At 60.7% G+C, this 25888-nt stretch carries 28 protein-coding genes; 16 read left to right on the forward strand and 12 right to left on the reverse strand.

Annotation, left to right across the window (positions count from 1 at the left end; all coding sequences use genetic code 11):
- Positions 1-4 precede the first annotated feature (4 nt).
- Complete coding sequence (locus tag EGN72_RS13390) at positions 5-808, forward strand: hypothetical protein (protein ID WP_127048391.1); 804 nt, start codon at positions 5-7, stop codon at positions 806-808.
- Positions 809-840: 32 nt separating this feature from the next.
- Here EGN72_RS13390 and EGN72_RS13395 read toward each other — a convergent pair whose 3' ends face one another.
- From EGN72_RS13395 to EGN72_RS13415, 5 genes are all read right to left on the reverse strand, one after another.
- Positions 841-1284, reverse strand: a complete 444-nt coding sequence (locus EGN72_RS13395) for a molybdenum cofactor biosynthesis protein MoaE (RefSeq protein WP_127048393.1) — start codon at positions 1282-1284, stop codon at positions 841-843.
- Positions 1285-1288: 4 nt separating this feature from the next.
- Positions 1289-1537, reverse strand: a complete 249-nt coding sequence (gene moaD, locus EGN72_RS13400) for a molybdopterin converting factor subunit 1 (protein ID WP_127048395.1) — start codon at positions 1535-1537, stop codon at positions 1289-1291.
- On the reverse strand, positions 1534-2199 hold the full coding sequence (pgsA, locus tag EGN72_RS13405; protein ID WP_127048397.1) for a CDP-diacylglycerol--glycerol-3-phosphate 3-phosphatidyltransferase: 666 nt from the start codon (positions 2197-2199) through the stop codon (positions 1534-1536). The genes moaD and pgsA overlap by 4 nt, the downstream gene beginning before the upstream one ends.
- A 177-nt stretch (positions 2200-2376) precedes the next feature.
- A complete protein-coding gene (locus tag EGN72_RS13410; protein ID WP_127048399.1) occupies positions 2377-3615 on the reverse strand; it encodes a saccharopine dehydrogenase family protein in 1239 nt (412 codons plus the stop codon).
- A gap of 12 nt (positions 3616-3627) precedes the next feature.
- Positions 3628-4722: a carboxynorspermidine decarboxylase gene (locus EGN72_RS13415; RefSeq protein WP_127048401.1), complete on the reverse strand. Its 1095-nt coding sequence runs from the start codon at positions 4720-4722 to the stop codon at positions 3628-3630.
- 155 nt (positions 4723-4877) lie between these two features.
- On the opposite strand from EGN72_RS13415, the gene EGN72_RS13420 reads away from it, so the two are divergent.
- Together EGN72_RS13420 and EGN72_RS13425 are read left to right on the forward strand one after the other, a co-directional pair.
- Positions 4878-6053, forward strand: a complete 1176-nt coding sequence (locus EGN72_RS13420) for a glycoside hydrolase domain-containing protein (RefSeq protein ID WP_158623195.1) — start codon at positions 4878-4880, stop codon at positions 6051-6053.
- An 84-nt stretch (positions 6054-6137) separates the two neighbouring features.
- Positions 6138-6608: a DM13 domain-containing protein gene (locus EGN72_RS13425; protein ID WP_127048404.1), complete on the forward strand. Its 471-nt coding sequence runs from the start codon at positions 6138-6140 to the stop codon at positions 6606-6608.
- Between the two features lie 276 nt (positions 6609-6884).
- Here EGN72_RS13425 and EGN72_RS13430 read toward each other — a convergent pair whose 3' ends face one another.
- From EGN72_RS13430 to EGN72_RS13445, 4 genes are all read right to left on the reverse strand, one after another.
- On the reverse strand, positions 6885-7172 hold the full coding sequence (locus EGN72_RS13430) for a barstar family protein (protein ID WP_127048406.1): 288 nt from the start codon (positions 7170-7172) through the stop codon (positions 6885-6887).
- Between the two features lie 193 nt (positions 7173-7365).
- A complete protein-coding gene (locus tag EGN72_RS13435) occupies positions 7366-7938 on the reverse strand; it encodes a hypothetical protein (RefSeq protein ID WP_127048407.1) in 573 nt (190 codons plus the stop codon).
- A 169-nt stretch (positions 7939-8107) separates the two neighbouring features.
- Positions 8108-8812, reverse strand: a complete 705-nt coding sequence (locus EGN72_RS13440) for a helix-turn-helix domain-containing protein (RefSeq protein WP_127048409.1) — start codon at positions 8810-8812, stop codon at positions 8108-8110.
- Complete coding sequence (locus EGN72_RS13445; protein ID WP_370323292.1) at positions 8784-9089, reverse strand: hypothetical protein; 306 nt, start codon at positions 9087-9089, stop codon at positions 8784-8786. The genes EGN72_RS13440 and EGN72_RS13445 overlap by 29 nt, the downstream gene beginning before the upstream one ends.
- A gap of 175 nt (positions 9090-9264) precedes the next feature.
- On the opposite strand from EGN72_RS13445, the gene EGN72_RS13450 reads away from it, so the two are divergent.
- The 4 genes from EGN72_RS13450 to EGN72_RS13465 all read left to right on the forward strand — a co-directional run bounded on the left by EGN72_RS13450 (position 9265) and on the right by EGN72_RS13465 (position 13088).
- Positions 9265-9747, forward strand: a complete 483-nt coding sequence (locus EGN72_RS13450; protein ID WP_127048410.1) for a hypothetical protein — start codon at positions 9265-9267, stop codon at positions 9745-9747.
- Positions 9748-9861: 114 nt separating this feature from the next.
- A complete protein-coding gene (locus tag EGN72_RS13455) occupies positions 9862-10500 on the forward strand; it encodes a ribonuclease HII (RefSeq protein WP_127048412.1) in 639 nt (212 codons plus the stop codon).
- An 86-nt stretch (positions 10501-10586) separates the two neighbouring features.
- Positions 10587-11705, forward strand: a complete 1119-nt coding sequence (locus EGN72_RS13460) for a site-specific DNA-methyltransferase (protein WP_127048414.1) — start codon at positions 10587-10589, stop codon at positions 11703-11705.
- 294 nt (positions 11706-11999) lie between these two features.
- Positions 12000-13088 carry a bifunctional 2-polyprenyl-6-hydroxyphenol methylase/3-demethylubiquinol 3-O-methyltransferase UbiG gene (locus EGN72_RS13465; protein ID WP_127048416.1) on the forward strand — a complete coding sequence of 363 codons (1089 nt, stop codon included), beginning with the start codon at positions 12000-12002 and terminating at the stop codon, positions 13086-13088.
- Here EGN72_RS13465 and EGN72_RS13470 read toward each other — a convergent pair.
- Complete coding sequence (locus tag EGN72_RS13470; protein ID WP_127048417.1) at positions 13085-14224, reverse strand: alkane 1-monooxygenase; 1140 nt, start codon at positions 14222-14224, stop codon at positions 13085-13087. The genes EGN72_RS13465 and EGN72_RS13470 overlap by 4 nt on opposite strands.
- 47 nt (positions 14225-14271) lie before the next feature.
- Positions 14272-15294: an A/G-specific adenine glycosylase gene (gene mutY, locus EGN72_RS13475; RefSeq protein WP_127048419.1), complete on the reverse strand. Its 1023-nt coding sequence runs from the start codon at positions 15292-15294 to the stop codon at positions 14272-14274.
- 81 nt (positions 15295-15375) lie between these two features.
- Between mutY and EGN72_RS13480 the strand changes: the two genes are divergently transcribed.
- The 9 genes from EGN72_RS13480 to EGN72_RS13520 all read left to right on the forward strand — a co-directional run bounded on the left by EGN72_RS13480 (position 15376) and on the right by EGN72_RS13520 (position 23357).
- Positions 15376-15918 carry a DUF721 domain-containing protein gene (locus EGN72_RS13480; RefSeq protein WP_233587138.1) on the forward strand — a complete coding sequence of 181 codons (543 nt, stop codon included), beginning with the start codon at positions 15376-15378 and terminating at the stop codon, positions 15916-15918.
- The gene (locus tag EGN72_RS13485; RefSeq protein WP_127048421.1) at positions 15915-16544 is read left to right on the forward strand and encodes a DsbA family protein; all 630 of its coding nucleotides are present in this window, start codon (positions 15915-15917) and stop codon (positions 16542-16544) included. Before EGN72_RS13480 ends, EGN72_RS13485 begins: the two co-directional genes overlap by 4 nt.
- Positions 16545-16547: 3 nt before the next feature.
- Complete coding sequence (locus EGN72_RS13490) at positions 16548-17681, forward strand: CaiB/BaiF CoA-transferase family protein (protein WP_127048423.1); 1134 nt, start codon at positions 16548-16550, stop codon at positions 17679-17681.
- 155 nt (positions 17682-17836) lie between these two features.
- Positions 17837-18445, forward strand: a complete 609-nt coding sequence (locus EGN72_RS13495; RefSeq protein WP_127048424.1) for a CDP-alcohol phosphatidyltransferase family protein — start codon at positions 17837-17839, stop codon at positions 18443-18445.
- Between the two features lie 11 nt (positions 18446-18456).
- Complete coding sequence (locus tag EGN72_RS13500) at positions 18457-19644, forward strand: ABC transporter substrate-binding protein (RefSeq protein ID WP_233587139.1); 1188 nt, start codon at positions 18457-18459, stop codon at positions 19642-19644.
- A complete protein-coding gene (locus EGN72_RS13505) occupies positions 19641-21344 on the forward strand; it encodes an ABC transporter permease (protein WP_127048428.1) in 1704 nt (567 codons plus the stop codon). Before EGN72_RS13500 ends, EGN72_RS13505 begins: the two co-directional genes overlap by 4 nt.
- A complete protein-coding gene (locus EGN72_RS13510) occupies positions 21341-21970 on the forward strand; it encodes an ATP-binding cassette domain-containing protein (protein ID WP_127048430.1) in 630 nt (209 codons plus the stop codon). The genes EGN72_RS13505 and EGN72_RS13510 overlap by 4 nt, the downstream gene beginning before the upstream one ends.
- Positions 21971-22006: 36 nt before the next feature.
- Positions 22007-22348 carry a DUF2794 domain-containing protein gene (locus EGN72_RS13515; protein WP_127048432.1) on the forward strand — a complete coding sequence of 114 codons (342 nt, stop codon included), beginning with the start codon at positions 22007-22009 and terminating at the stop codon, positions 22346-22348.
- Between the two features lie 7 nt (positions 22349-22355).
- Entirely contained in the window at positions 22356-23357 is a 1002-nt protein-coding gene (locus EGN72_RS13520) for a P1 family peptidase (RefSeq protein WP_127048434.1), read from the forward strand.
- A 54-nt stretch (positions 23358-23411) separates the two neighbouring features.
- On the opposite strand, the gene gyrB is transcribed toward EGN72_RS13520, so the two are convergent.
- On the reverse strand, positions 23412-25862 hold the full coding sequence (gene gyrB / locus EGN72_RS13525; protein WP_127048436.1) for a DNA topoisomerase (ATP-hydrolyzing) subunit B: 2451 nt from the start codon (positions 25860-25862) through the stop codon (positions 23412-23414).
- Positions 25863-25888 lie beyond the last annotated feature (26 nt).

Raw genomic sequence — 25888 nt, forward strand, 5'->3', positions numbered from 1 at the left:
AATTATGAAACTAAGGTTGTTTTCCGCTTTTCACGTCTCCTTGGCGATCTGTGCAGGCTTTGGCCTGATCGCCCCCGCCGGCGCTGACCCAAAACCGCTGATCTGGCCACCGGTGGCACAGGTTGGCGCGCAATATGATATGTTCACGCTGGAATTCGAAAGCCTTGGCGCCGATGACGGGGACGTCATCATCCCGGAAGAACCCGATGGAGGCTGCACCGGCGAAGGCTGCACCGAGTATCCTGAGTATCCGGAATACCCCGAGGTTCCCCCAGTCACCGAAGTCCCGGAGCGTTCGGAACCCGAGGGCCGGGAGCCACCAGCCGCTACGATCAGCCAGACAAATCTGATCTTGGCCAACCTGCAAGGCACGGCCAATTTCTGTGACAGCAATTATCCGTTGAAAGATAAACTCGAATTTCAGAAATACCGGATTGATTGCCTGCGTTGGGAATTGCACCGCATTGCTCAAGGCATCCCAAGCAGCGGGGATTATGCCGATATGCGCGACGCAATTTCTGCCGCATCCGGCGAACTGGCCGCGATTGTCGCCCAAAACGCCGATCCCGCGCCGCCCGTTGCCCATGTGGGTCGCAGCCGCAGCAACAAAGCCCGGCCCAGTGCGCGCCGCCTGAAGGCGATTGCCCCGGCACGGCAGGCGCGCGCCAACGCTCAGGCCGAGGCCGTCTTGGACAAGCTGTCAACGCGGCTGTTGCGCTCGGCTTCCAGCTCGGCCTCCAAGCGGGTGCATTACGAGCGTGCGGCCCAAGCCATCAACAGCACCAAGGTGCTGCTGCGGTCAACCTGAGGGGCGGCGCACCTAAACGGGCCGCGCGGGCGTTACCAACGCTTTAGCGCGGCCTCATCCTCATCCCGTGCCGCAACCCAATCGGCGCCGCTTTGGGTGATTTCCTTTTTCCAGAATGGCGCGCGGGATTTCAGGTAATCCATCAGAAATTCAGCGGCGGCAAAGGCATCGGCGCGGTGACGCGCGGCGGTGGCGACCATCATGATCGGGTCGGCGGCCTGCAAGCGGCCATAGCGATGGATCACAAGGCAATCAGCCAGCGACCAGCGCGCCATCGCTTCCTCGGCGATTGTGGTCAGGGCGCGTTCGGTCATGCCGGGGTAATGTTCAATCTCCATCACCTCCAGATCGCGCTGCGCCGTGTCGCGCACGATCCCGGTAAAGGTGACAACCGCGCCCGCGCCGGCCACGCCTTTGGCAAAATCATTCGCCTCTGCCCCCAGATCGAAAGGCTTGGCCTGCACCACGATCCGCATCCGGTCAGCCCCCGGTCATGGGCGGAAAGAAGGCAACCTCGCGCACACCCGCCAAGGGCGCATCAAAGTCTGCAAGCTCTTGATCCACCGCGACCCGCAGGCTGGCCAGATCGGAAAAGGCAAGCGCGTAACGCTCCTCTCGGGCGGAAAGTTCGGCGATCAGGTCTTGCACGGTTGCGGCATCCGTTTCCACTTTTTCGCGTGGCACGCCAATGCGTTCCCGCAGCCAAGCAAAATACAGCACGTCAATCATGGATCATCCTTGAGATGGGGCAGCGCCTTGAAAAAGTAATCCAGCCCGGTGATCAGGGTCAGCGCGGCCGCGATCCAGATCAGCACGAAGCCCGTGATCCCCGCATACCAGCCGCCATAGGCGATCATCCAGAGTGTGTTGAAATCACTGCTACCGGCTGCTAGCAGCGCATCATATTCGGCCGGGTTCATCTGATGGTAGGTTTCAAGATGCAGGTATTCCAGCCCGGTGCCCAGAAACAGCACCGCAATCGCCACCATCTGCGCCGTGGTCTTCCATTTGGCCAGTTTGGTGACCTTGAGCAGCCCCGCCTTGGCACCCAGAAATTCGCGCAAGCCCGAGACGAAAACCTCTCGGAACAGGATCACGCTGGCGGGCAGGATCAGCCAGGGGTTCATGCCAGAATAGCCGGTGATGACCATGATCGCGATGACCACCATCGCCTTATCGGCAATCGGGTCCAGCATCGCGCCGAATTTGCTTTCCTGTTTCCACAGCCGGGCCAGATAGCCATCAAAGTAGTCGGTGATCGCGGCCGAGATGAACAGGGCAAGCGCGAACCAATCGGCCCATGGGCGATGGAAATACAGAAACATCACCGCCACGCCGGGGGCGGCGAGGAGGCGGAGGACGGTCAGAATATTGGGTAACGTCCATCTCATGGATTGATTGGTAGCTTAGCTGCGGCGCGGGGGGAAGGGCATATTCGACCCATGCGCAAGGGTTTGCGCCTGTGGCCGGGCGGGGAAGGGGGGCTGTCTGCCCCCCAAACGCCGGGCCGCTGGTGCGGCCCGGCGACCCCCCGAGGATATTTTTGCCGAAAAGAAAGCCGAAATATTTTAAAGCGGGAGCGGGCGATCGCCCTTGGCATCCTTGATGCGGCTGGGCAGGCCGATTTTGTCCAGCAATTTCAGGAAAGGTTTGGGATCAAGGTCTTCGACATTGGCCATATGGCCCACATCCCATGTGCCTTCGGCGATCAGCATGGCGGCGGCAACCGGGGGCACGCCTGCGGTATAGGAAATGCCCTGAGAGCCAACCTCGGTGTAGGCGTCTTTGTGGTCGGACACGTTATAGACGAACACCTCGACCGGTTTGCCATCCTTGGTGCCTTTGACGAAATCTCCGATGCAGGTTTTGCCGGTGTAATTGGGGGCAAGGCTGCTGGGATCGGGCAGCACGGCCTTCACCACTTTCAGCGGCACAACCTCCAGCCCTTCGGCGGTGGTGACGGGTTGTTCCGACAAGAGGCCAAGGTTTTTCAGCACGGTAAAGACATTGATATAATGGTCGCCAAAGCCCATCCAGAAGCGCACATCGGCCTGGGGGTAGCGATTGGCCAGCGAATGCACCTCATCATGGCCCGACATGTAGGATTTCTGCTTGCCCACCACGGGCAGGTCATCCTCGCGCCCCACCTCGAACATCTTGTTTTCCTGCCATGCGCCGTTTTGCCAGCTATAGACGGTGCCAGTGAACTCGCGGAAGTTGATTTCCGGGTCGAAATTGGTGCTGAAATACTTGCCGTGGTCGCCCGCGTTGATATCGACGATGTCGATGCTGGTGACCTCATCCATACATTCATCAACGGCATAGCGGGCAAAGGCGTTGACCACGCCGGGGTCAAACCCCGCGCCCAGAACGGCGGTGACGCCTGCGGCGCGGCAGGCCTCGCGCTTTTTCCATTCGTAATTGCCATACCATGGCGGGGTTTCGCAGATTTTGGTCGGGTCTTCGTGGATCGCCGTGTCGATATAGGCGGCCCCGGTGGCGATGCAGGCATCCAGCACCGTCATGTTCACGAAGGGAGAGCCGACATTGATCACGATCTGCGCGCCCGATTGGGTGATCAGGGTTTTCACCGCCTCCACATCCATCGCATCCAGCGCATAGGGGGTAAAGGCGCCCGGCACTTTCATCGCGGCCTTGTCGCGCACAGAGGCGATGATGTCTTCGCATTTGGCAATCGTGCGGCTGGCGATATGCAGATCGCCCAGAACATCATTATTCTGCGCGCATTTATGGGCCACCACTTGCGCCACGCCTCCGGCACCGATGATCAGAACATTGCGTTTCATAGTCAGCCTCCCTTAGCCCAAATTGCCTTCGAAATCCGCGTAGTCAAAGCTGCGGGCCACGGTCAGCGAACCATCCAGCTCTCGCAGCACGATTGAGGGCATCTTGACCCCGTTGAACCAGTTTTTCTTGACCATGGTGTAACCCGCCGCATCCGCAATGCTGAGCCGGTCGCCGATGGCCAGCGGCGCGGGGAACCGGAATTCGCCAAAGATATCGCCCGCAAGGCAGGATTTGCCGCAGATCATATAAGGGTGATCGCCTGCCACCGCCATCTTGGCAGCTTCGCGGTAAATCAGCAAATCGAGCATATGCGCCTCCACCGAGGCATCCACGATGGCAAGGTCTTTGCCATTGTTGAGCAGGTCCAGCACCGTTACCTCAAGGCTGGCGCACCCTGTGATCGCGGCTTCGCCCGGTTCCAGATAGACCTGCACGCCAAAGCGAGAAGCAAAGGCGCGCAGCCGTGCGCCGAGCGCCTCCAGAGGATAGCCCTCTCCCGTGAAATGGATACCCCCACCAAGGCTGACCCATTTCAGCTTTGCCAGAAAGCCGCCGAACTGGGCCTCGATCCGGGTGAGCTGTTGGTCGAACAGGTCGAAATCCCCGTTCTCGCAATTGTAATGGATCATCACGCCCGAAATCCGGTCGGCCACGGCGTTCAGCTTGGCCAGATCCCATTCGCCCAAGCGGCTGAACGGGCGGGCCGGGTCTGCCAGATCGAAATGCGAGGTGGAAAACTGCGGGTTGAGCCGCAATCCCCGCGCAATGCCAGAGGTCTTGTTGTCAAACCGGTCCAACTGGCTGATGGAGTTGAAGATGATCTTGTCGGCATAGCTGACCGCCTCATCCACCTCATCCTCGGCCCAGGCAACGGAATAGGCGTGGGTTTCCTTGCCGAATTTCTCGCGCCCCAAGCGCAGCTCATACAGGCTGCTTGACGTGGTGCCATCCATATGGTCGCGCATCGCGTCAAAGGCAGGCCATGTGGCAAAGCATTTCAGCGCCAGCAGACATTTCGCGCCAGAGAGGTCGCGCAATCGGTCCATCTTGGCCATATTCTCGGCCAGTTTGGCCTTGTCGATCAGGTAGTAAGGCGTCGGTATCATGGCGTCCCCCCGAAACTGGCAAGAAGTGGGCGATATAGGGCAGCATCCCCCCCGGTGCAAGCGATCCGATGCGCAAACGGGTGCAATCTGCGCCGGGTTTTGCTATGCTTGGGGTGTTACAAACCCATGACGTTTTTACAGAAAGCCCCTTGCCCGTGTTCCGATTCTTGCTGTTTTTGTGTCTTCTACCCGCCGTTGCCGCAGCCCAGACCCGGCCTGCGATCATTGATACCTCGGTCGATACGCGGCCCCATATGGCGGCGCTGTCGGGCTCGGGCGTGCAGGTGGTGGCCCGCTACCTTGCCCGTTGCACGCAACCCATCGCGGGGCTGGAAAGCAAACGGCTGATCGACCAAGGCCCGCGCTCCGACCCGCGCAGCGAGGTATCGCAACTGCTGCAAGGCCGCTTTGCCATCCTGTCGGTCTATCAGTTCTACAATGGTTCCACCGCCAAGCTGTTCGGCAAAGTGGGCGAGAATTCCTTGCCCGATGCCAATTGCAACCCCGCGCCCCCCGGGGGCCGCAGCGCCGATGCCGAGGCCGCGCTGGATGCCATCGCCGCGATAGAGCAGGCCCGCGCGCTGGGCCAACCGCAAGGCTCTGCGATCTATTTCGGAATGGATTTCGAATATAACCCGGCCTCGGACGGGGGCGAGATTGAGCGCCGCATCATCGCCTATTTCACCGAATTGAACCGCCAGCTTCGCCCCGCAGGCTACCGGGTCGGGGCCTATGGTAACGGCTATGTGCTGCAATTGCTGCTGGATCGCAAACTGGCAGAATTCACATGGATATCGGCTTCGGCGTCCTTTCATGAAACCTCCAAATTCTACTCCTCGGGCAAGTGGCACCTGTTTCAGCATGAGGTGGATACCGAATGGTTTGGCCAGCCTGCCGGGGATCGGTGCAGCGAGGGGCTGATACTGGATGCTGACGTGCAAAACCCGCTTTTGCCCGATAGCTATGTGGGGTTCTGGGATGCGCGGGGGCTGTTTTCCATCAACCCGATTTTCAACGAACTCATCGCCAATGATCGCCGTTTTGTCTGCAACGGCGATGCCGTGGTGCGGCGCGAGCCGGGTTCAAAGGCCAGTGACGTCACCCAAGCCCGCGCCTGCAAAGGCCGCAAACATCAGGTGTTGAACCCCGTGGCGGGCTATTCCTATCCGGTCGTCGTCGGGCAAATCTCGGGTGATATGGTCGAGGTGGATGTAGACGACGACGGCAGCTTTGACGGCTGGACGGCTCTGTCCAACCTGACCCCCGATTTCCGGCAAAAACCGGACTGGATCGGGGCCACGGCGACACGCAAGGCCGCGAAATGTGAGTGACCGAAGGCTTCTCTGACACCGCAATCCACTCTGGACCTGCGCGCCGGGTTCATTAAGATCCACGCATTCCAGAAAGGACCTATTATGCTGCGACGTGTTGCTCTCGGCCTGACACATCTCCTGGCGCTTGCGCTGGGCTTTGCGCTGGGCGTCTATTTCCTGCCCATTCTGACCGCGCCTCCCTCGCTCGGTGCGGCGGCGTTGCAGCAAGAGGCGCAAGGCGCGATGTTCACGGCGAACTTTAACCGCGCGTTGCGCGGCAGTGATTTCTTGCATTGGGGCGAAGGCAAGATCAGCGTTCTGTCGGATCGCATCGTGCATGAAGGCAGCCTCGCCCCCGGGCCGGATTACAAGATGTATCTGGTGGCGGAATTCGTTGAACACGAAGATGAATTCCTGCCTCGGAAGGCGGGGGCGCAATTGATCGGTGATGTGAAAACCTTCGATGGCGTGGTGGTGCCGGTCCCCGAGGGCGTTGATGTAAGCCAGTTCACAACCGTCGTCATCTGGTGCGAAAGCTTTGGTGAATTCATCACATCGGCACAATACCGTTGACAGGGGCCACTCCCGCCATTCGTTGACGCGTTCCGCGTCGCCTCAATGTTGGGCCGGGCCGCGCGTGCCGCGCGGCGGCAGGGCCAGAATGACGCGCGGCAACCGAATTTCTGCAATGTACTTGATCTCCGATATCGGAGTGGAGGGAAAAACCTTCAACCACTTGGGTTTTGCACGGGGCTTACGGCAGCATGAAACAAAGAGTATTGCTGGCGTGCCAAAAAGGAGCGTTTTTGAGAGAGCTTTGAATGGCAGCTGTGTGGACGGGGCGGACATTCAGTCAGTCTTGAAGCAAACGTCAATTCCCAGCTCTGCTTTGGCTTCTTCAAAGAGCGATTGCACCCGGTTCAGCAGTGTTGCCAATTCCGTGGGCACGCTTCGGCTCCCACGAACCTCGACATGGTAAGGCGGTGTTATCTCGTTGATATCATCACCGGCTATGCTGTCCCAGAGGGCGTCCAAATTGTGCCCATGCCAGTCCGGGGCGCCAAGCTCAGACAGCAACACCCTGAAAAAGGTGTCTGTGGTTCGGCACTCAGAAACATCAATGCAGATTCGCTTCATCGAAGAATAATCGCACGATCCTTGAACGGCGACTATAGGCTCAAACCTGCCGTTCGCGGCTTTCCAAAAACAACCGTTTTTTGAACGGTCAGGAATTTGGGTGATCAGGCACCTGTTTTTCGAAAGTGGCCATCGGCAAACCCACTGCTGAAGCGTAGTTCGCCCAGCTGAGAAGCCCCTTACATAAGCCGCCTCAATGCATCCGCGCCATCATCGCCTCTTGCGCGGAAACGATGCCGCGTGCGGCAAGGTCGGAAACCTCGGCGGCGTGTTTTTGCAAGGCGGCTACGGTTTCGGCATCGGCAGAGGTCTGGATGACGATGATGCCTGTGTCGGTCGGCTCCATCTCTGTCACGATCAGCGCGCGGTTCTTGAACAGTATATCCAACGTCAGGCTTTGGATCATCACGCGCGGGTCGCGGCCTTGGTCCACGCGGTCGATCATGCCGACGACGTGGCTGACCAATTGGTCGCGCAATTCGGGATTGGCTGTCTCGGTCACGGTGCGAATGCCGTTGGGCAGGTTTTCCACCCTGCGGGTGATTTGCGCGTGGGCGTCAAACATGGCGCGCAACTCGGCCTCCTCGGCCTCGGTCGTATCGACACCTTGGAACATATGGCCCATGCCCATGCCGCCCATATGCCCCGCGCCCATGCCATGCATCCGCGACATGACCATATGTTCCAGCGGATAGCGGTTGGCATAGGCCAGCCCGCCCAGCAGGACAAGCGCGCCTGCGGTCAATAGAATCGTGCGGCGTTTCATGGCGGCCCCTTTTCACATTCAATCTTTTTAATGTATTTGGCGGTGCGCCAGAGGTCAAGCCGCGCTGCTTTGGCGCCGCGGGCGGGTTAATTTTGGGTTAATTTTTCAGAGAGTATCGTTTTTAATCAGTGTCTTATGCCCAATTCCGCGCGCGATTCACCGCGCGGCACTACATCATCCGGATCACATCCTTACCCACGGCCAGAACATAGCCCCGCCTTGCAATCGTCTTGACCAGCAATTCGCTGACCAGTTGGTTTCCCAAAGCATCGCGCAGCCGTTTCACCCGCGTCGCCCCCGCCGCCTCTTCACAATCCGAGGAATCGCGGCCCGAAATCACCGCCTCAATCTGCGCCCCGGTCATCACATCATCATCCATCCGGGCCTCGGCCAGAACCGACAAGGTTTCAATCGCGGCCTCGGTCAGTTTGAATTCCAGATCGTTGATATAAACAGCATTGCTTTCCCGGCTGATCAGCAGGCTGGACACCTGAATCCCCGAGCGCTGGATCGCCGAAATCCGCCGGTTCAGCGCGATGATTGTCACCAGAAAAACCAAGGCGGCCACCATCAAGGCGGTCGCAAACATCAGCAACACGAAAATCACCACGCGGTAGCTGGCCAGAACATCGGAAAAAGCGGTGCCCGACTGGGCAAGGATTTCCAGCAGCTTGATCTCGGCCCCGGTGGTCAGCCCATCATTTTCAACGAAAATCCGCTCCACCCGCGCATTGAAAGCGTTGGCATCGGGCAGGTTCAGAAACAGAAACAGCGCCGCTCCGAACAGGATCAGGACAATCGCCCCGATCCCGCCCGCAACCACCCGGTTACCCGCCCGCAAACTGTCAGAAGGAGAGGTAGTATGCGCCTGCACTGGCTTTCCTTTCAGCAAGACCCTCCGGGCCAAAGATGGAGAGGACGTTCAGCAGTGTCCAGCCCTGCTGGGCCAGCCGTGGGGCAATCACCCCTGCCGCCGCCGCGACCGAACAGGCCGAGTCGGGCAGCGCGATCACCCCGTAATGCAGCCGCAGGGGGGGCTCTTGCTTGGCCTTGTAGTCGGCATAGCATTCCGCCTGGGCAGCACCGGCGAAAGTGACGGCAAGGGCAAGCGCCGCGATGCCGGTTTTCAGTTTTTGGATGGAAGGGGCCACAATCGCGATCCTCCTGATCTGCGGGTCTGCCCTTATCTGCACGCAAGCGGCGTTGTTATTCAATATCAACGGGCGGCAAAGGCGGGGTTATCGCATAACTTCGGGCCGATATTGCCTGTCAGCGCGGGGTCGGTCGAGGGTGAAGCATCCACTTCATCCGCAAAGGAGCACCCCGATGACCATGCTAGAAAATCCCGCCGTCCGCCGCTTTACCGCAACTGTTGCCGCCGCTGCCACCGCGCTGGCCTTGATGACAGCCGCCGCCGTGCCTGCCCGCGCCGGGCAGAACGGGGATGACCTTGCCAAGGCGCTTGCTGCGGTTGCTGCAATTGCAATCATCGGGTCCGCGATCAATGACCGCAATGATAACCACCGCCAACCCGCCCGCGTTGTCGAGCCACCGCGCCGGGATGTTTATGATCATCACCGCGACCGCCGCACCAGCGTTTTGCCCGCGCAATGCGCCGTGCAGATCCGCGGCCACCGGATGAGCGAAACCGTCTACCTCGAACGCTGCCTGCGCCGCGCCGGTGTGGATCGTCGGTTGCCGCAGCGCTGCGAGGTCAGCCTGCAAGGCCGGGGCCGTGAGCGCACCGCCTATGAAGAAAACTGCCTGCTGAACGCGGGCTTCCGGAACCAAGGCCGCCGCCGTTACTGACGCTGCGGCCGGGGCGCGCCGCCCGTCCCCAAACAGGCGCGCCTTGACTGGGGCGGAGGGGTGAGCAGCCTCCGCCCCCTTTTCTTTTTGCGCCCAATCGGCTTTGGTCGCGGCATGAAAAAGCAAGCCCCGAATGACGACTATGAAACCGCCGCCCGCAATCGGGGGGCCTTGTGTATCGCGGGGGTGGATGAGGTGGGGCGCGGCCCGCTTGCTGGCCCGGTTACGGCGGCTGCGGTGCGCCTGTTGCCGGGGCAGGTGCCTGCCGGGTTGGGCGACAGCAAGACCCTGACCGCCAAGCGCCGCGAGGCCCTGTTCGACCAGATCATGGCGCAGGCCGAGGTTTCCATCGCCCATGCCACGGTAGAGGAGATTGACGCGCTGAACATCCTGCGGGCCAGCCATCTGGCGATGGAGCGCGCGCTGCGCGGCCTGCCCACCCCGCCGGACCATGCGCTGATTGATGGCAACCTGCTGCCGCGTGATCTGCCCTGCCCCGGAGAGGCGATTATCAAAGGCGATGCGCTTTGCTTGTCGATTGCTGCGGCCTCTATTGTGGCAAAAGTGACACGCGATCGGATCATGGTGGATTTGGCGCAACAGCACCCCGGCTATGGCTGGGACAGAAACGCTGGATATCCGACAAAAGAGCATCAGTCGGCGCTTCTAAATCTTGGGGTCACCGCGCATCATAGACGTTCCTTCAAACCCATACACAATATCTTGTATCAAGAAAAATCTGTAACCCCTTGATTCAATAAAGAATTTGACGGCGAATCAGGAATGACTCATCTTTGACCTCAACAAGACGACGCAAAATGCGCGGAACAGAGGCAGAGATGACGATCAAAATGAAAGCGCCGGAGGCAGCTACGCTGCCGCTGAACCAGATCCTTGCAGGTGACTGCATTGAAGCCATGAACAGCCTGCCTGCGGGTTCGGTTGATCTGATTTTCGCAGACCCGCCCTATAACCTGCAATTGAAGGGCGATTTGCACCGCCCCGACAATTCGAAGGTGGATGCGGTCGATGACCATTGGGACCAGTTTTCCAGCTTTGCAAAATATGACCAGTTCACTCAAGCCTGGTTGGCGGCAGCGAAACGCTTGCTGAAACCGAATGGCGCGATCTGGGTGATCGGGTCTTATCACAATATCTTCCGGGTTGGCGCAACCTTGCAGGATCAGGGCTTTTGGCTGCTGAATGATGTGGTTTGGCGCAAATCGAACCCGATGCCGAATTTCCGGGGCAAACGCCTGACCAATGCGCATGAAACGCTGATCTGGGCCAGCCGGGACGAAGGCGCGAAATATACCTTCAACTATGAGGCGCTGAAGGCGCTGAACGAAGGGGTGCAGATGCGGTCCGATTGGGTGCTGCCGATTTGCACCGGGCATGAGCGGCTGAAGGATGAGGCGGGCGATAAGGCCCATCCGACCCAGAAACCCGAAAGCCTGCTGCACCGTATTCTGGTCGCGACAACCAATCCGGGCGATGTGGTGCTGGACCCGTTCTTCGGCACAGGAACCACAGGGGCTGTTGCAAAAATGCTTGGCCGTGATTTCATCGGGATTGAACGCGAAGAAGCCTATCGCAAGGTCGCGGAAAAGCGGATTGCCAAAGTGCGCAAATTCGATGCCTCGGCGCTGGAGATCACAGGCTCCAAGCGGGCAGAGCCGCGCGTGCCCTTCGGGCAGGTGGTGGAACGCGGCATGCTGCGCCCGGGCGAGGAATTGTATTCCATCGGCAATCGCTACAAGGCCAAGGTGCGCGCCGATGGCACGCTGGTCGGCAATGATGTGAAAGGGTCGATCCATCAGGTTGGCGCCGCGATGGAAGGTGCGCCAAGCTGCAACGGCTGGACCTATTGGCACTTCAAACGCGAGGGCAAGATGGTGTCTATCGACATCCTTCGGCAGCAAATCCGCGCCGAGATGGATGAGAGCCGCCCGCACTAAGCTACAGCGATAGTCAAAGTTTACCGCCTGTGTCAGGGGCCGCCCCTGACACCACTTTCCCGCCATGCTTGCATGGCGGGCTTTTTTTGTTACGGTGAAGGGGCTGGCTTTGAGGCCATGTTACCCACGCGCGCCGTTAAATTTCTGAATTAAAAAAAGAAATCGAATTATCTGGAACAGCAGTTCCGCCAAACCCCTTTTGGGCCTTGCCCGCAACTGGCCGCCTTGATGCGCATTCAGCCTCTCTGCCGACCTGTCGCCCGTATAGCGCCGCCGAGTCTGGAGTGAACGAAGATGCGAGATGTAAGTGATCCTCAGACCCTGTGGGACAAGTTTGATGCGGCGATGAACCCGATAGCGGTGCAGTTGGAACGCCAGATGCGGATGCAACGCGCGCAGCGGCGCGGGTTTTCGGGGATGATCGGCAAGTTTGAAAAGCAACGCATCCAGTTTCGAAATGAGCTGATGGTGATGGAGCGTGACCTGCGCCGCAGCTTGAAAGGGCCATTGGCCAAGCATGTTGACAGCGCCGATGTGCGCCTGCTGCGGCTGTTGCGGCGGCGGTTGCATATGATGCAGCGGATCACGGACACGATGCAGCTTATCTCGAAGGGCAAGGCGCGTCCGCTTTATCCGCCGCTGCGCAAGGTGAATGATGTAGAGCGCGTGCAAGCCTTTGCGATGGATACCGCGATGGCCTTCCTGCATCGCTTGATCAACCCAAACCCGCAATCTGACGCGGCCAAGGAGATTGGCTGTTATTCGGATATTCCGCTAAGCAGTTCGGCCTTTATTGCCCATGCCCATGCTGCCTTCCGGGTGGCGCTGGCACAAAAGCGGCCAGAGCCGTTGCGCTTTGTCGATGTGGGCTGTGGCGGCGGGATGAAGGTTCTGCTGGCCGCCGAGATCTTTGAGCAGGCCGACGGGTTCGATTTTGATGCCCGCTATGTGGACACCGCCCAAAAGGCGATGCAGCAGATGAACGTGCCGCGCTGCAAGATATTCGAGGCGAATGCGCTGACCTTTGAAGGTTACGACCAATATGACGTGATCTATTTCTATCAGCCGATGTCTGACACTGACCAGTTGGAGGCGTTGGAGAAGCGGATTGCGGAAACGGCCCGGCCCGGCACCATATTGATCGCGCCCTATCTGCGCTTTGTGCAAAGCGCGCAGGCGCTGAATTGTGGGCGGATCGAAGAGGCGGTGTATGTCACCGGAACCCCCCAAAAGGAGGCGGATTTTCTGCGGGCGCAGGCTGAAAAGATCGGGCCACAAATCTTGCGTCCGGCCCAGATTATCCGCACGCATGGGGTGGATTGGTTGCGCGGGCTGGTTCTGGCCTGTGCGGTAAATGGCCATCTGGTTGAAAAGACGATCTAGCGCGGGCTGGGGTTCAGCGCTTTGTTATAACTGTGCCAATCGGTGATATCGGGGTAATATTTGCGCCGCCATTCGCGCACGCGGGGGTTCATCATCCGTTTGTAAAGCGGTGGCACCATCGCGGCGGCGGTCATGACCGGATAGCCATAGGGAAGCTGTGGCGCATCCTCGGCCGTGTAGGTTTGCAGCAGGGGAAAGCGGCGATCCGGTTTGTAGTGATGGTCGGAATGGCGTTGCAGGTTGATCAGCAGCCAGTTCGATGCCTTGTGATCGGCGTTCCACGAATGGCGCGGCAAAACATGTTCGTATTTGCCATCGCCAAGGTGGCGGCGGGTCAGGCCGTAATGCTCGATATAATTCACCAGTTCCAACTGCCAGATCGCGGTGAAGGCTTGGTAAATGAACAAGACAAGCCCGACCCAGCCACCAAGGGCAAAGGCCAGCACAAGCATGGCGATCTGAAGTGCGCCATAGCGCCAGAACGGGTTGCTGGGGTGTGTTACGGGCAGGTTGCGGCGGGCCAGCATCGCCTTTTCCGCCTTCCAGCTAGAGGTCAACGATTGCCGCAAGACGCGCGGGAAAAAGCGGTGAAAGCCTTCGTTGTAGCGGGCAGTCACCGGGTCACGCGGGGTGCCGATATAAAGGTGGTGGACACGCAGATGTTCAGACCGGAAATGGGAATACAGAACCGAGGCCAGCAGCAGATCGCCCAGCCAGCGTTCCAGCTTTGATTTCTGGTGCATCAGCTCATGGCTGTAATTGATGCCGACGGTGCCCGAGATGATGCCCATGCCGAAAAAGATCAGGATGGATTCCAGTGTGCCAAGATGGTCCGCGCGGGGCACATAATACAACAGCCACAGCAGCAGGGCGAATTGCACGGGAAACCAGATCAGCGTGATGGCCCGATACCAGCCAAGCCCGTCCTCGGGGGTTTCAAGGTCGGGGTTGTCCGGGCTTTTGCCAACGATGGCGTCCAGCAGCGAAAACATCCCCCAAGAGGCGATGGGCATCAACAGCACCGTCCAGCCGCCCACCAAGGCGCTGACAACCGAGACGGGCACCAGGCCCAGCGAGAGCCAGAAGGGCAGGGCGTGGTTGATCCGGGTCATTTCTGCGGCGGGAATGGTTGTCATGGGGCACCTGTTACTTTGCCGCATGATGGGTGGCGCAGGTGTTTGCGTCAACGCGGCAAAAGGGTCGATGACGCAAGATCATAGGCTTTGCGCATCAATGTCGGCAGATCATCAGGGTTAATGGCTTGAAACATCCCGTGATCGGGGGGCGCTTCGGTTGTGGCGGCCAGCACTGTCATATCCGCGTGGAAATGGGTGAAGGTGTGGCGCACTTTGCCCATATCCTGCCAGTTGGCAATGACGGGGGGGGCGCCTGTGCTTTTGTCCCATCCGGTGCCGGGAAAGCCCAACATACCGCCCAGCAACCCTTTGGGTCCGCGCTGTTCCACCAGCCATCGGCCATCGGGGTGACGGGCCAGCCAAAGCGTGCCTTGTCGGGTCGGCTTTTCGGGCTTGGGGGATTTGCGGGGCAGATCAGCTTGGGTGCCTGCCGCTTGGGCCGCGCAAAACGGGCGAAGCGGGCAAAGGCCACAGGCCGGGTTGCGGGGCGTGCAGATGGTGGCACCAAGGTCCATCACCGCTTGGGCATAATCGCCGGGGCGGTCTGTCGGTGTCAGACTGCTGGCCAAAGCTGTCAACTCCGGCTTGGCTTGCGGTAAGGGCGTCTGGACATTGAACAGCCGCGCCATGACACGCTCTACATTGCCATCCACCACGGTTGCAGGTTGGTCAAAGGCAATCGCGGCCACCGCCGCTGCCGTATAGGGGCCGATGCCCGGCAAGGTCAGCAAGCCCTCATAGCTTTGCGGGAACTGGCCTGCGTGATCCTGCGCCACCGCGCGGGCGCATTTCAGAAGGTTTCGGGCGCGGGCGTAATATCCCAGCCCCGCCCATTCGGCCATCACCGCAGCATCCTGCGCCTGCGCCAGTGCCGTTACCGTTGGCCAGCGTTCGGTAAACCGCAGGAAATAGGCGCGCACGGCGGCAACCGTGGTTTGTTGCAGCATCACCTCGGACAGCCAGATCCGATACGGGTCGGGCCGCGCGCCACTGTGCGGCGGGCAGCGCCACGGCATCACGCGGGCGTGCCGATCATACCAAGATATCAGGGCCGCAGCCTCGTCACGCAAGTTTTAACCCTTTTCCCAGCGATTGAATTGGCAGGGGCCGCCTTGTGCCGTTAAGATAGGGGGAACGAAGGAAATGACCAGATGAAGCAGCCGACAGGTGGCCAATTTCAAAGCAAAACCCGGCGGATGCGCGGGTTTGAAGCGGCGTCGGGCCTGCTGAAAGAGCGGATTCGGTCGGCGGGTGAGGCGCGGGGATTCGCGGTGACGCGGCTGCTGACCGCCTGGGCCGAGATTGTGGGCCCGGATTTGGCGGCGATCACGCGCCCGGTGAAAGTTGGCTATGCCAAGGGCGGTATGGGGGCAACGCTGACGCTGCTGACCACCTCGACCAATGGGCCCATGGTGCAGATGCAGCTTCCCGCGATCAAGGAAAAGGTAAACGCCTGCTATGGTTACGCCGCGATTTCCCGCATCAGCCTGACCCAAACCGCCCCCAGCGGCTTTGCCGAGGGGCAGGCGATGTTTACCCCCGCGCCCAAGCAAACCCCCGCCCCGGACCCCGCGATCAAGGCCGAGGCGAACCGCGTGGCCGAGGGTGTTCACGATAATGCGTTGCGGCAGGCCCTTGAATCCCTGACCGAAAACTTCTTATCTCGGTCCAAATCACAAAGAGGCAGAACATGAACCGCAGAGATTTCACCCTGACCCTTGGTGCCGCACTGGCCCTGACCGCGATGCCTGTCTGGGCGCAAACCACCAGCACCGCAACTGAGGCGGCGCTGCCCGAGGTGCCGGATATGGTGCTGGGCAACCCCGAGTCGAAGGTGGTTCTGACGGAATATGCCTCTTACACTTGCCCGCATTGCGCGAATTTCCATACTGCCGTTTTCAAAGAGTTGAAGCGCGACTATATCGACACCGGCAAGATCAAGTTCGTTTACCGCGAGGTGTATTTTGACCGTTACGGATTGTGGGCCGGTATGGTGGCGCGCTGCGGCGGCGAGATGCGCTATTTCGGGATTCAGGACATTCTTTACAGCACCCAGCAGGAATGGGCTGCATCGGATGATCCGGCAACCGTCGTGGAAAACCTGCGCCGCATTGGCCGCACCGCCGGGCTGGAAGATGCCGCGCTGGATGCTTGCCTGAACGATGGGCCAATGGCGCAGGCGATGGTAGCGAAGTTTCAAGCCGATACTGAAGCGGATGACATCAATTCCACCCCCTCGTTCATCCTGAACGGCACCAAGCATAGCAACATGGCCTATGCCGAGCTGAAGGCGCTGCTTGACGCGGAATTGGCGAAGTAAGCGATGAATGCCCCGCTCAAAGGTGTGAAGGTCATCGAATTGGCCCGCATTCTGGCAGGCCCTTGGGCGGGTCAGACGCTTGCAGACTTGGGCGCGGATGTCATCAAGGTAGAGGCCCCGGAAGGCGATGATACCCGCCGCTGGGGCCCCCCGTTCATTGAGCGCGAGGGTGATCGCTCTGCCGCCTATTTCCATGCGACCAACCGGGGCAAGAAATCCGTCACCGTCGATTTCCGCAGCCCGGACGGGCAGGAAACCGTGCGCCGTCTGGTGGCGGATGCCGATGTGGTGATTGAGAATTTCAAGGTCGGTGGCCTTGCAAAATATGGGTTGGATTATGCGTCCTTGGCGCGGGTGAACCCTGGGCTGATCTATTGCTCGATCACGGGTTTCGGCCAAACCGGCCCCTATGCCCATCGCGCGGGCTATGATTTCATCATCCAAGGCATGTCTGGCCTGATGTCGGTGACCGGAGAGCCGGAGGGCCAGCCCCAAAAGGTCGGTGTTGCGGTGACGGATATCTTTACCGGGGTCTATGCGGCCACGGCGATTCTGGCGGCACTGCATCAGCGCGCCGCGACCGGGGCGGGCCAACAGATTGACATGGCGCTGCTGGATGTGGCCACGGCGATCATGGCCAATCAGGCGATGAACTATCTGGCCACCGGCACAGCCCCTACCAAAATGGGCAATGCCCACCCCAATCTTGCCCCCTATGCGGTGTTTGATTGCGCGGATGGCTGGATCATCATCGCCACTGGAAATGACAGCCAGTATCGCAAACTCTGCGATCTACTGGGCCTGTCCGCCCTTGGCACGGCACCCGAATTTGCCACCAATGCCGACCGCGTGGCCAACCGCGCCGCCATGACAGAGGCGTTGACCCGCGCCACCAATCAGCGCAGCAAGGCCGACCTGCTGGCAGCGTGTGAGGTGGCAGGCGTGCCCGCTGGCCCGATCAATGATCTGGCCGAGGTTTTCGCTGACCCGCAGGTGATGGCCCGCGCCATGCAGATCACGCCCGACGGCTTGAAAGGCGTGCGCTCGCCGATGAGCTTCTCTCACGCGGCGCTGGCGCTGGACCGCCCGGCCCCGAAACTCGGCGAACATCAGGCCGAGATTCTGGGCGAATCCTGACCGTTTCATCTGGTCAGACTATCCTCGCCGAAGGTATCTGACAGCGTCGCTCGCGCCGCGCTAACAGCATTGTGCGCGCCTGTAACAACGTAGGGGGCTGACAAGCGGGCGGGCGCTGGGTTAGGCCAAGTGCGACAAATCGACAAGGCCATACCATGATTGATGCCGCCCTTTTGCCCACCGTGCGGGCCGTGCTGGAAGCCCCGGCGCGGCGGCTGGTGGCGCGGGGGATCACGGCTGATCAGGTCAGCCTCGCCGGGTTTGGCGTTGGCCTTCTGGCCTTGCCCGCCTTGTGGCTTGGCTGGTTCCCATTGGCCTTGGCCCTGATTTTGCTCAATCGTATCGCTGATGGTTTGGATGGGATCATGGCGCGGAAGGTTGGGGCCACGGATCGCGGGGCCTTTCTGGATATCGCGCTGGATTTCGTTTTCTACGCCACCGTGCCCTTGGGCTTTGCCCTTGCCGCGCCGGAAAATGCGCTGGCGGCGGCGGTGTTGATCTGCGCTTTCGTTGGCACCGGGTCCAGCTTTCTGGCCTTTGCGGTGATCGCGGCCAAGCGCGGGCTGCGGGCCGATGCCTATCCGGCCAAGGGCATCTACTACTTGGGCGGGCTGACCGAGGGCACTGAAACCATCGTGATTTTCGTGCTGATGTGCCTGTTTCCGGCGTGGTTCGTGCCGCTGGCATATGGCTTTGCGCTGGCCTGCGCGCTTACCACCGTTTTACGCTGGCTTCAGGGCTGGCGTGCGTTTTCTGATCAATAGAAAAAGGATAGATGATGCGTTCACTGATGATTGCGGCCCTCGGCCTTGGCCTTGCCACCCCCGCGCTGGCCGATTGGCAGCAAACGCTGGAGGCCGCGCGCGGCCAGACGGTATATTGGAACGCATGGGGCGGCGATGCGCGCACCAATGCCTTTATCGCTTGGGTCGGGGAACAGACCGAAGCGAAATACGGGGTAAAGGTGGAACAGGTCAAACTGACCGATACGGCCACAGCCGTGACGCAGGTCATCTCGGAGAAGGCGGCGGGCAAGGATAGCGGCGGTTCGGTCGATATGATCTGGATCAACGGCCCGAATTTCCTGTCGATGAAAGAGCAAGGGCTGCTGCACGGCCCCTTTGCCAATGACCTGCCGAATGCGAAATACCTTGATCTGTCGCCCAATTCCGCCGCTGCGGTGGATTTCACGGTGCCAGTCGAAGGCTACGAGTCTGCTTGGCGTTTGGCGCGCTTTGTCTTTACCTATGACAGCGCCGTGGTGGCCGAGCCGCCGCGCAACATGGCGGGCTTTCTGGACCATGCCAAGGCCAATCCGGGGCGGGTAACGCATCCCGATGTCAGCAATTTCATGGGGGCGACCTTCCTGAAACAGGCGCTGATCGAATTCGCGCCAGACCAAGCCGCCTTGCAATTGCCCGTCACCGATGCTGCCTTTGACGCGGCGACCGCGCCGCTTTGGGCATGGTATGACGCGCTGCGCCCCTTCATGTGGCGCGAGGGTGCGACCTTTCCCGAAAACCAATCCGTGCAGCAGCAATTGCTGAACGATGGCGAGGTGGATTTCGGCGTTTCATTCGATCCGGCCTCTGCGGCGGGTGCGATTGCCGAAGGCTTGCTGCCCGAAACCGCGCGGGTTTTTGTGCCGGAGGGCGGCAGCATCGGGAATATCTCCTTCGTGGCGATCCCCTATAACGCGGCCAATCGCGAAGGGGCGGAGGTTGTGGCAAACTTCCTGCTCGACCCCGCAACGCAGGCGCATCAGCAAAACATCGACGTTCTGGGCAGTTTCTCGGTGCTTGATCCCGCAAAGCTGAGCGCCGAGGACGCGGCGCTGTTTGCGGCTTTGCCGACCTCGCCCGCCTTGCCGAAGCTGGAAGATCTTGGCCCGACCTTGCTGGAACCGCATGCAAGCTGGATGACTAAGCTGGTCGCGGCTTGGGGTGACCGCTACACCAAATGAAAGAGGGTCGCGCGCTTCGGGCTGTGGTGGCCTTGGCCTTGATGGGTGGCGTTGTGCTGCCCATTCTGGCCGGGTTTGCCCAGACGGGCCGCGCGGCCTTTGGCATTCTGCCCGCGATTGGTGCGGTGGAATGGTCGTTGGCCCCGTGGCAGCAGTTGATGGCGCTGCCGGGGTTTGGCACCAGCTTGCGGTTGAGTTTGGTGACGGGGCTGGGCTCTACCCTTCTGGCCTTGGCGCTGGCGGCGGGGTTTTGCGCGCTGATGCATGGCCGCATAAGCCATGGGGCGATGGGGCGCATCTTGGTGCCGTTTCTGGCTGCCCCGCATGCGGCTTTGGCGATCGGGATGGCGTTTTTGCTGGCCCCTTCTGGCTGGATTGCGCGGCTGTTGTCGCCTTGGGCAACGGGGTGGGACCGCCCGGCAGATCTGGCCACGGTGAATGATGCTTGGGGGCTTGCGCTGATTGCAGGGTTGCTGATCAAGGAAGTGCCGTTTCTGCTGCTGGTCATGGGGTCTGCCTTGGGGCAATTGCCGGTGCGGCAGCATTTGGCGGCGGGGCGGGCGCTGGGCTATGGCCGCGGGGTGGTCTGGATCAAGGTGATCATGCCGCAGGTTTACCCGCTGATCCGCTTGCCGATTTTCATCGTTCTGGCCTTTGCCTTGTCGGTTGTGGATATGGCGATCATTCTTGGCCCCTCCAACCCGCCCACCTTGGCGGTGGCCATCATGCGCTGGTTTTCGGCCCCTGATACCGCGTTGATCTTGCCCGCATCGGCGGCGGCGCTGTTGCATGCGCTGATCGTTGCTGCCGCCATCGGCGCGTGGATCGGGGCCGAGCCTGTGGCCAAGCGCATCGGCCAGTGGTGGTTGCGCCGGGGCGGGCGTGGGCACCGGGCCGAGCCGGGGCTCTGGGCCGCCAGTGCAGTGGTGATGGGCCTGATGGCGGCGGGGGCCTTGGCGCTGTTGTCCTTGCTGGTGTGGTCGTTTGCGTGGCGCTGGTCGTTTCCGCAGGCCTTGCCGCAAAGCTGGTCGCTGAAAGGCTGGATGACCCCCGGCAGCGGTTGGGGCCGCGCCTTGGAGGCAACGCTGATCATCGGCATCGCGGCCACGGTGGCATCGCTGCTTCTGGCCATCGCATGGCTGGAGGGGGAGGACCGCGCGCGGCGCGGGCGCGCAACTTGGGCGCAGGCCTTGATTTATCTGCCGCTGTTGGTGCCGCAGATCGGGTTTCTCTATGGGTTGAACGTGCTGTTCTTGCAGATCGGGATCAGCGGTGGCTTGCTGGCGGTGATCTGGGCGCAAATGCTGTTCGTGTTTCCCTATGTGATGATCGCGCTGTCGGACCCTTGGCGCGCGCTGGATCCGCATCATCTGCGGGCGGCGGCGGCGCTGGGGGCGGGGCCTTGGCGGCGGTTGTTTGCGGTGAAGCTGCCGATGCTGATCCGCCCGCTTATGGTGGCCGCCGCGATTGGCTTTGCAGTATCGGTGGCGCAATATCTGCCAACCTTGTTCATGGGCGCAGGCCGTGTTGCCACCTTGACGACAGAGGCGGTCACGCTGGCCAGCGGCTCTGATCGGCGGGTTGTCGGGGTGTATGCGGTGTTGCAGGCGGGCTTGCCTTTCCTTGCCTATGGCGCGGCCTTGCTGGTGCCCGCCTTCGTTTATCGCAACCGCCGCGGATTGTTGGGAGGGGCCGGATGAGCCTGGTTTTACAGGATGTTACCGTTGGCCCGAAAGCCGGGAATCCATTGTTTTCCGCCTTGTCCCTGCGCATCGCGCCGGGAGAGGTGGCGACGCTGATGGGGCCTTCTGGGATTGGCAAATCGACCTTGCTTGACGCGATTGGCGGGCATCTGGCGCATGGATTTGCGGTCAGCGGCACGGTGGCGTTGAACGGGCGCGATGTGTTGCGCCAACCCGCCGAGACGCGGCGCATCGGGGTGCTGTTTCAGGACGCGATGCTGTTTCCGCATCTTTCGGTGGGCGATAATCTTGCCTTTGGTTTGGTGCCTTCGGTGCGCGGGGCGGCCCGGCGTGCCGCTGTTGAAACTGCCTTGGATCAGGCCGGTCTGGCCGGATTTGCCGCCCGTGACCCGGCCACCCTTTCGGGCGGGCAACGCGCGCGGGCGGCCTTGATGCGGGCGCTGTTGGCTGAACCCGAGGCGCTGTTGCTGGATGAACCCTTCTCACGCCTAGATGCCGAATTGCGGGCGGAGATCAGGGGCTTTGTCTTTGACCATCTGCGCGCCCGCAAGATACCGGGGCTGATGGTGACGCATGACGCCAGCGATGCCGAGGCGGCAGGCGGTGTCGTGGTGCAGCTATAGCTTGATTTGCAGACTTGCGCAGCTAAGCTGAACCCCATGAGTGCAGAGCCGCCGATCCCGTTTCACGCCCAGACGCCCGAGCAGGTCAGCTTTGACCGACGAGAGCTTGGCGTCATTCTGTCGCTTTACGGGCGCATGGTGGCCTGTGGCGAATGGCGCGATTATGGCATTTCGGCCCTGCGCGAAATTGCTGTGTTTTCGGTGTTCCGGCGCACGGCGGAAAACCCGCTTTATCGCATTGAAAAGCGCCCCAAGCTGCGGGCGCGGCAAGGGATGTATGCGGTGGTCGGGATGGATGGGCAAGTGCTGCGGCGCGGGCATGACTTGGCGATGGTTCTGCGCGTGCTGGAGCGCAAGCTGATCCGACCGATTGAATAGGTGGGATATGCGGGCGGGCGCGCGTAATCTGATCACCGATGTCGCGGGCCTTTATGTGGGCAATGTGGCCGACCCTGTGCTGCGCTCTGGCGTTTCGGTGCTGGTGGGGGATGCACCGTTTACGGCGGCCGTGCATGTGATGGGCGGCGCCCCCGGCACGCGGGAAACCGATTTGCTGGCCCCTGACAAGCTGGTGCAAACGGTTGATGCGATTGTGCTTTCCGGCGGTTCGGCCTTTGGGCTGGATGCCTGTTCGGGCGTCACCGATGCCTTGGCTGCTTTGGGCCGTGGCTTTGCGGTGGGGGCGGCGCGGGTGCCGATTGTGCCCGGTGCCATTCTGTTTGATCTGCTGAATGGCGGCGACAAGGCTTGGGGCCGCAACCCCTATGCCGGTATGGGTCGCGCTGCGCTGGAACAGGCGGGAACCGGGTTTACCATCGGCACTGCTGGGGCAGGTTATGGGGCGGCGACCGGGGTATTGAAGGGCGGATTGGGCTCTGCCTCGGCGGTCTTGGGCAATGGGGTGACAGTGGGCGCATTGGTGGCGGTGAATGCGCTGGGGTCCGTGACGCTGGGCGATGGCCCGCATTTCTGGGCCGCCCCGTGGGAGTTGGGGGCCGAGTTTGGTGGGCTGGGCCTGCCCGCAGCCTTCGACGCTGGGGCAGAACCCGCACCGCGCAAACGGATGGGAGAGGCCACAACCATCGCCATAGTTGCCACCGATGCGGCGCTGACCCAAGCGCAGGCGCAACGCATGGCCATTGCCGCGCATGACGGAATGGCGCGGGCCATTGTGCCAAGCCATACGCCGATGGATGGGGATTTGGTCTTTGCGATTTCAACGGGTGCCCGGGCTTTGGCCGACCCGGTGGCAGACCCGTTCTTGCTGGGCCATGCGGCGGCCTGTGTGCTGGCGCGGGCGATTGCACGCGGGGTGTATGAAGCGCGCGCGATGCCGGGGGATTTGCAACCCAGTTGGGCCAAACGGTTTGGCGATACGGGGGCATGAAGGCATTGCGCCCATCGCGACACTGGGTCCGATGGGCGCAAAAGCTGGGCGGGATCAGAAATCCAGATGTTCCACGCTCAGGGCGTTTTGCTGGATAAACTCGCGGCGCGGCTCCACCACATCGCCCATCAGTTTGGTAAAGATGTCGTCGGCATCTGCCAGATCCTCGACCTTTACCTGCAACAAGGTGCGCGCCTCTGGGTCCAGCGTGGTTTCCCAAAGCTGTTCGGGGTTCATTTCGCCCAAACCCTTGTAGCGTTGCAGCGACAGACCCTTTTCGCCTTCGGCCAGAATGGCCTTCAGCAGATCAATCGGGCCATTGATGGGCAATTCCCGATCCTTGCGCACAAGGCGCGAGTTTTCGGCATAGGCGTCACGATGGGTAGCGGAAACCTGGCTCAGCCGCCGCGCCTCACCCGAGCGCAGGACAGCGCCGTCAAGCGTGCGGATTTCCTCGACCCCGCGCAGCACGCGGGCAAGGCGGATGCCGTGATCCTGGGTGATGCGGCCCGTCCAGCCGCGCTCATATTCGGTTGCGATGGCATCCAGGCGCTTGGCGACATTATCGGCCACGGCTTGCAGATCGGAATCCGCTTTGCCCGCGTCAAATGCGCCTGCAAGCGCGGCTTGTTCCAGAATTCCGCGCGGGTAATGCGTTGGAAACGCGTCCAGAATTCGCCGGAACTGCCGCGCGCCTTCGATCACGCGCGTCAGGTCGGCGCCTGCGATTTCCTCGCCCGAGGTCAGGCGCAGCACAGCCCCATCGACGCCCATGTCGATCAGGTAATCTTCCAAGGCTTGCTGGTCTTTCAGATAGACTTCGGACTTGCCGCGCGCGACCTTATAAAGCGGCGGCTGCGCGATATAGAGATGCCCTGCCTCAATCAACTGCGGCATCTGCCGGAAGAAGAAGGTCAGCAAAAGCGTGCGGATATGCGCGCCGTCAACGTCAGCGTCGGTCATGATGACGATCTTGTGGTAGCGCAGCTTTTTCAGATCAAACTCATCCCGGCCAATGCCCGTGCCCATCGCGGTGATCAGTGTCCCGATTTCCTGAGAGCCAAGCATCCGGTCAAACCGCGCCCGTTCCACGTTCAGGATTTTACCGCGCAACGGCAAAACCGCTTGGTTGGAGCGTGAGCGCCCCTGTTTGGCCGACCCACCAGCCGAGTCACCCTCCACCAGGAACAGTTCGGCTTTGGAGGCGTCTTTTTCCTGACAATCGGCCAGTTTGCCGGGCAGGTTGGATACATCCAGCGGCGATTTGCGGCGGGTCAGATCGCGGGCCTTACGGGCCGCTTCACGGGCCAAGGCAGCCTCGATGATCTTGCCGACGATGATCTTCGCATTGGCGGGGTTTTCTTCGAACCATTCGGCCAGCTTTTCGTTCACCATGCCCTCAACCGCTGGGCGCACTTCGGAGCTGACAAGCTTGTCTTTGGTTTGGCTGGAAAACTTAGGGTCCGGCACCTTCACAGACAGCACGCAGGTCAGGCCTTCGCGCGCGTCATCGCCGGTGAAATCGACCTTTTCCTTTTTCGCGATCCCGGTGGATTGCGCGTAATTGTTGATGGTGCGGGTCAGCGCGCCCCGCAGGCCCGCCAAATGGGTGCCGCCATCGCGCTGCGGGATGTTGTTGGTAAATGGCAGCACGTTTTCGTGGTAGCTGTCATTCCACCACATCGCGACCTCGACCACGATGCCGCCCTTTTCCCCGATGATATAAATCGGCTCTGGCATGATCGAGGTTTTGGACCGGTCAAGGTATTTGACATATTCGCGCACGCCACCTTCATAGAACAGTTCGGTGTGCAGCGGTTCGGCGGGGCGTTCATCAATCACGATGATCCGCGCGCCAGAGTTCAGGAAAGCCAGTTCGCGCAGGCGGTTTTCCAGCGTCTTGAAGCTGTATTCAAGGTTGGAAAAGGTGCCATCTGGGCGGTTGGTCTTGGCCGATGCCATAAAGCGCACTTCGGTGCCGCGTTCACCGGGGGCGGGGCCCACCTCACGCACATGCTCCACACATTCGCCGTTTTCGAACCGGGCAAAATATTCCTTGTCATTGCGCCAGACGCGCAGTTCCAGCCAGTCAGACAGCGCGTTCACAACCGAAACGCCCACGCCATGCAACCCGCCCGAAACTTTGTAAGCGTTGCCATCGGTATCGGTGTTGTTGAATTTCCCGCCAGCGTGAAGCTGAGTCATGATGACCTCGGCGGCGGAAACACCTTCTTCCTTGTGGATATCCACCGGAATGCCGCGCCCGTTGTCGCGCACGGAAACCGAATTGTCGGCGTGGATTTTGACGGTGACGGCGGTGGCATGACCGGCCAGCGCCTCGTCAATTCCGTTGTCGACAACTTCATAGACCATGTGGTGCAGGCCCGACCCATCGTCGGTATCGCCGATATACATGCCGGGGCGTTTGCGAACGGCCTCTAAGCCTTTGAGAACTTTAATAGAATCAGCGCCGTATTCTGCGGGCTTTTTGGCTTCTTCAGTCATGCGGACTTTCCTTGAACTCTGGCCCA

This window comes from Pseudorhodobacter sp. E13 (genome assembly GCF_003991405.1).
GTDB lineage: Bacteria > Pseudomonadota > Alphaproteobacteria > Rhodobacterales > Rhodobacteraceae > Pseudorhodobacter.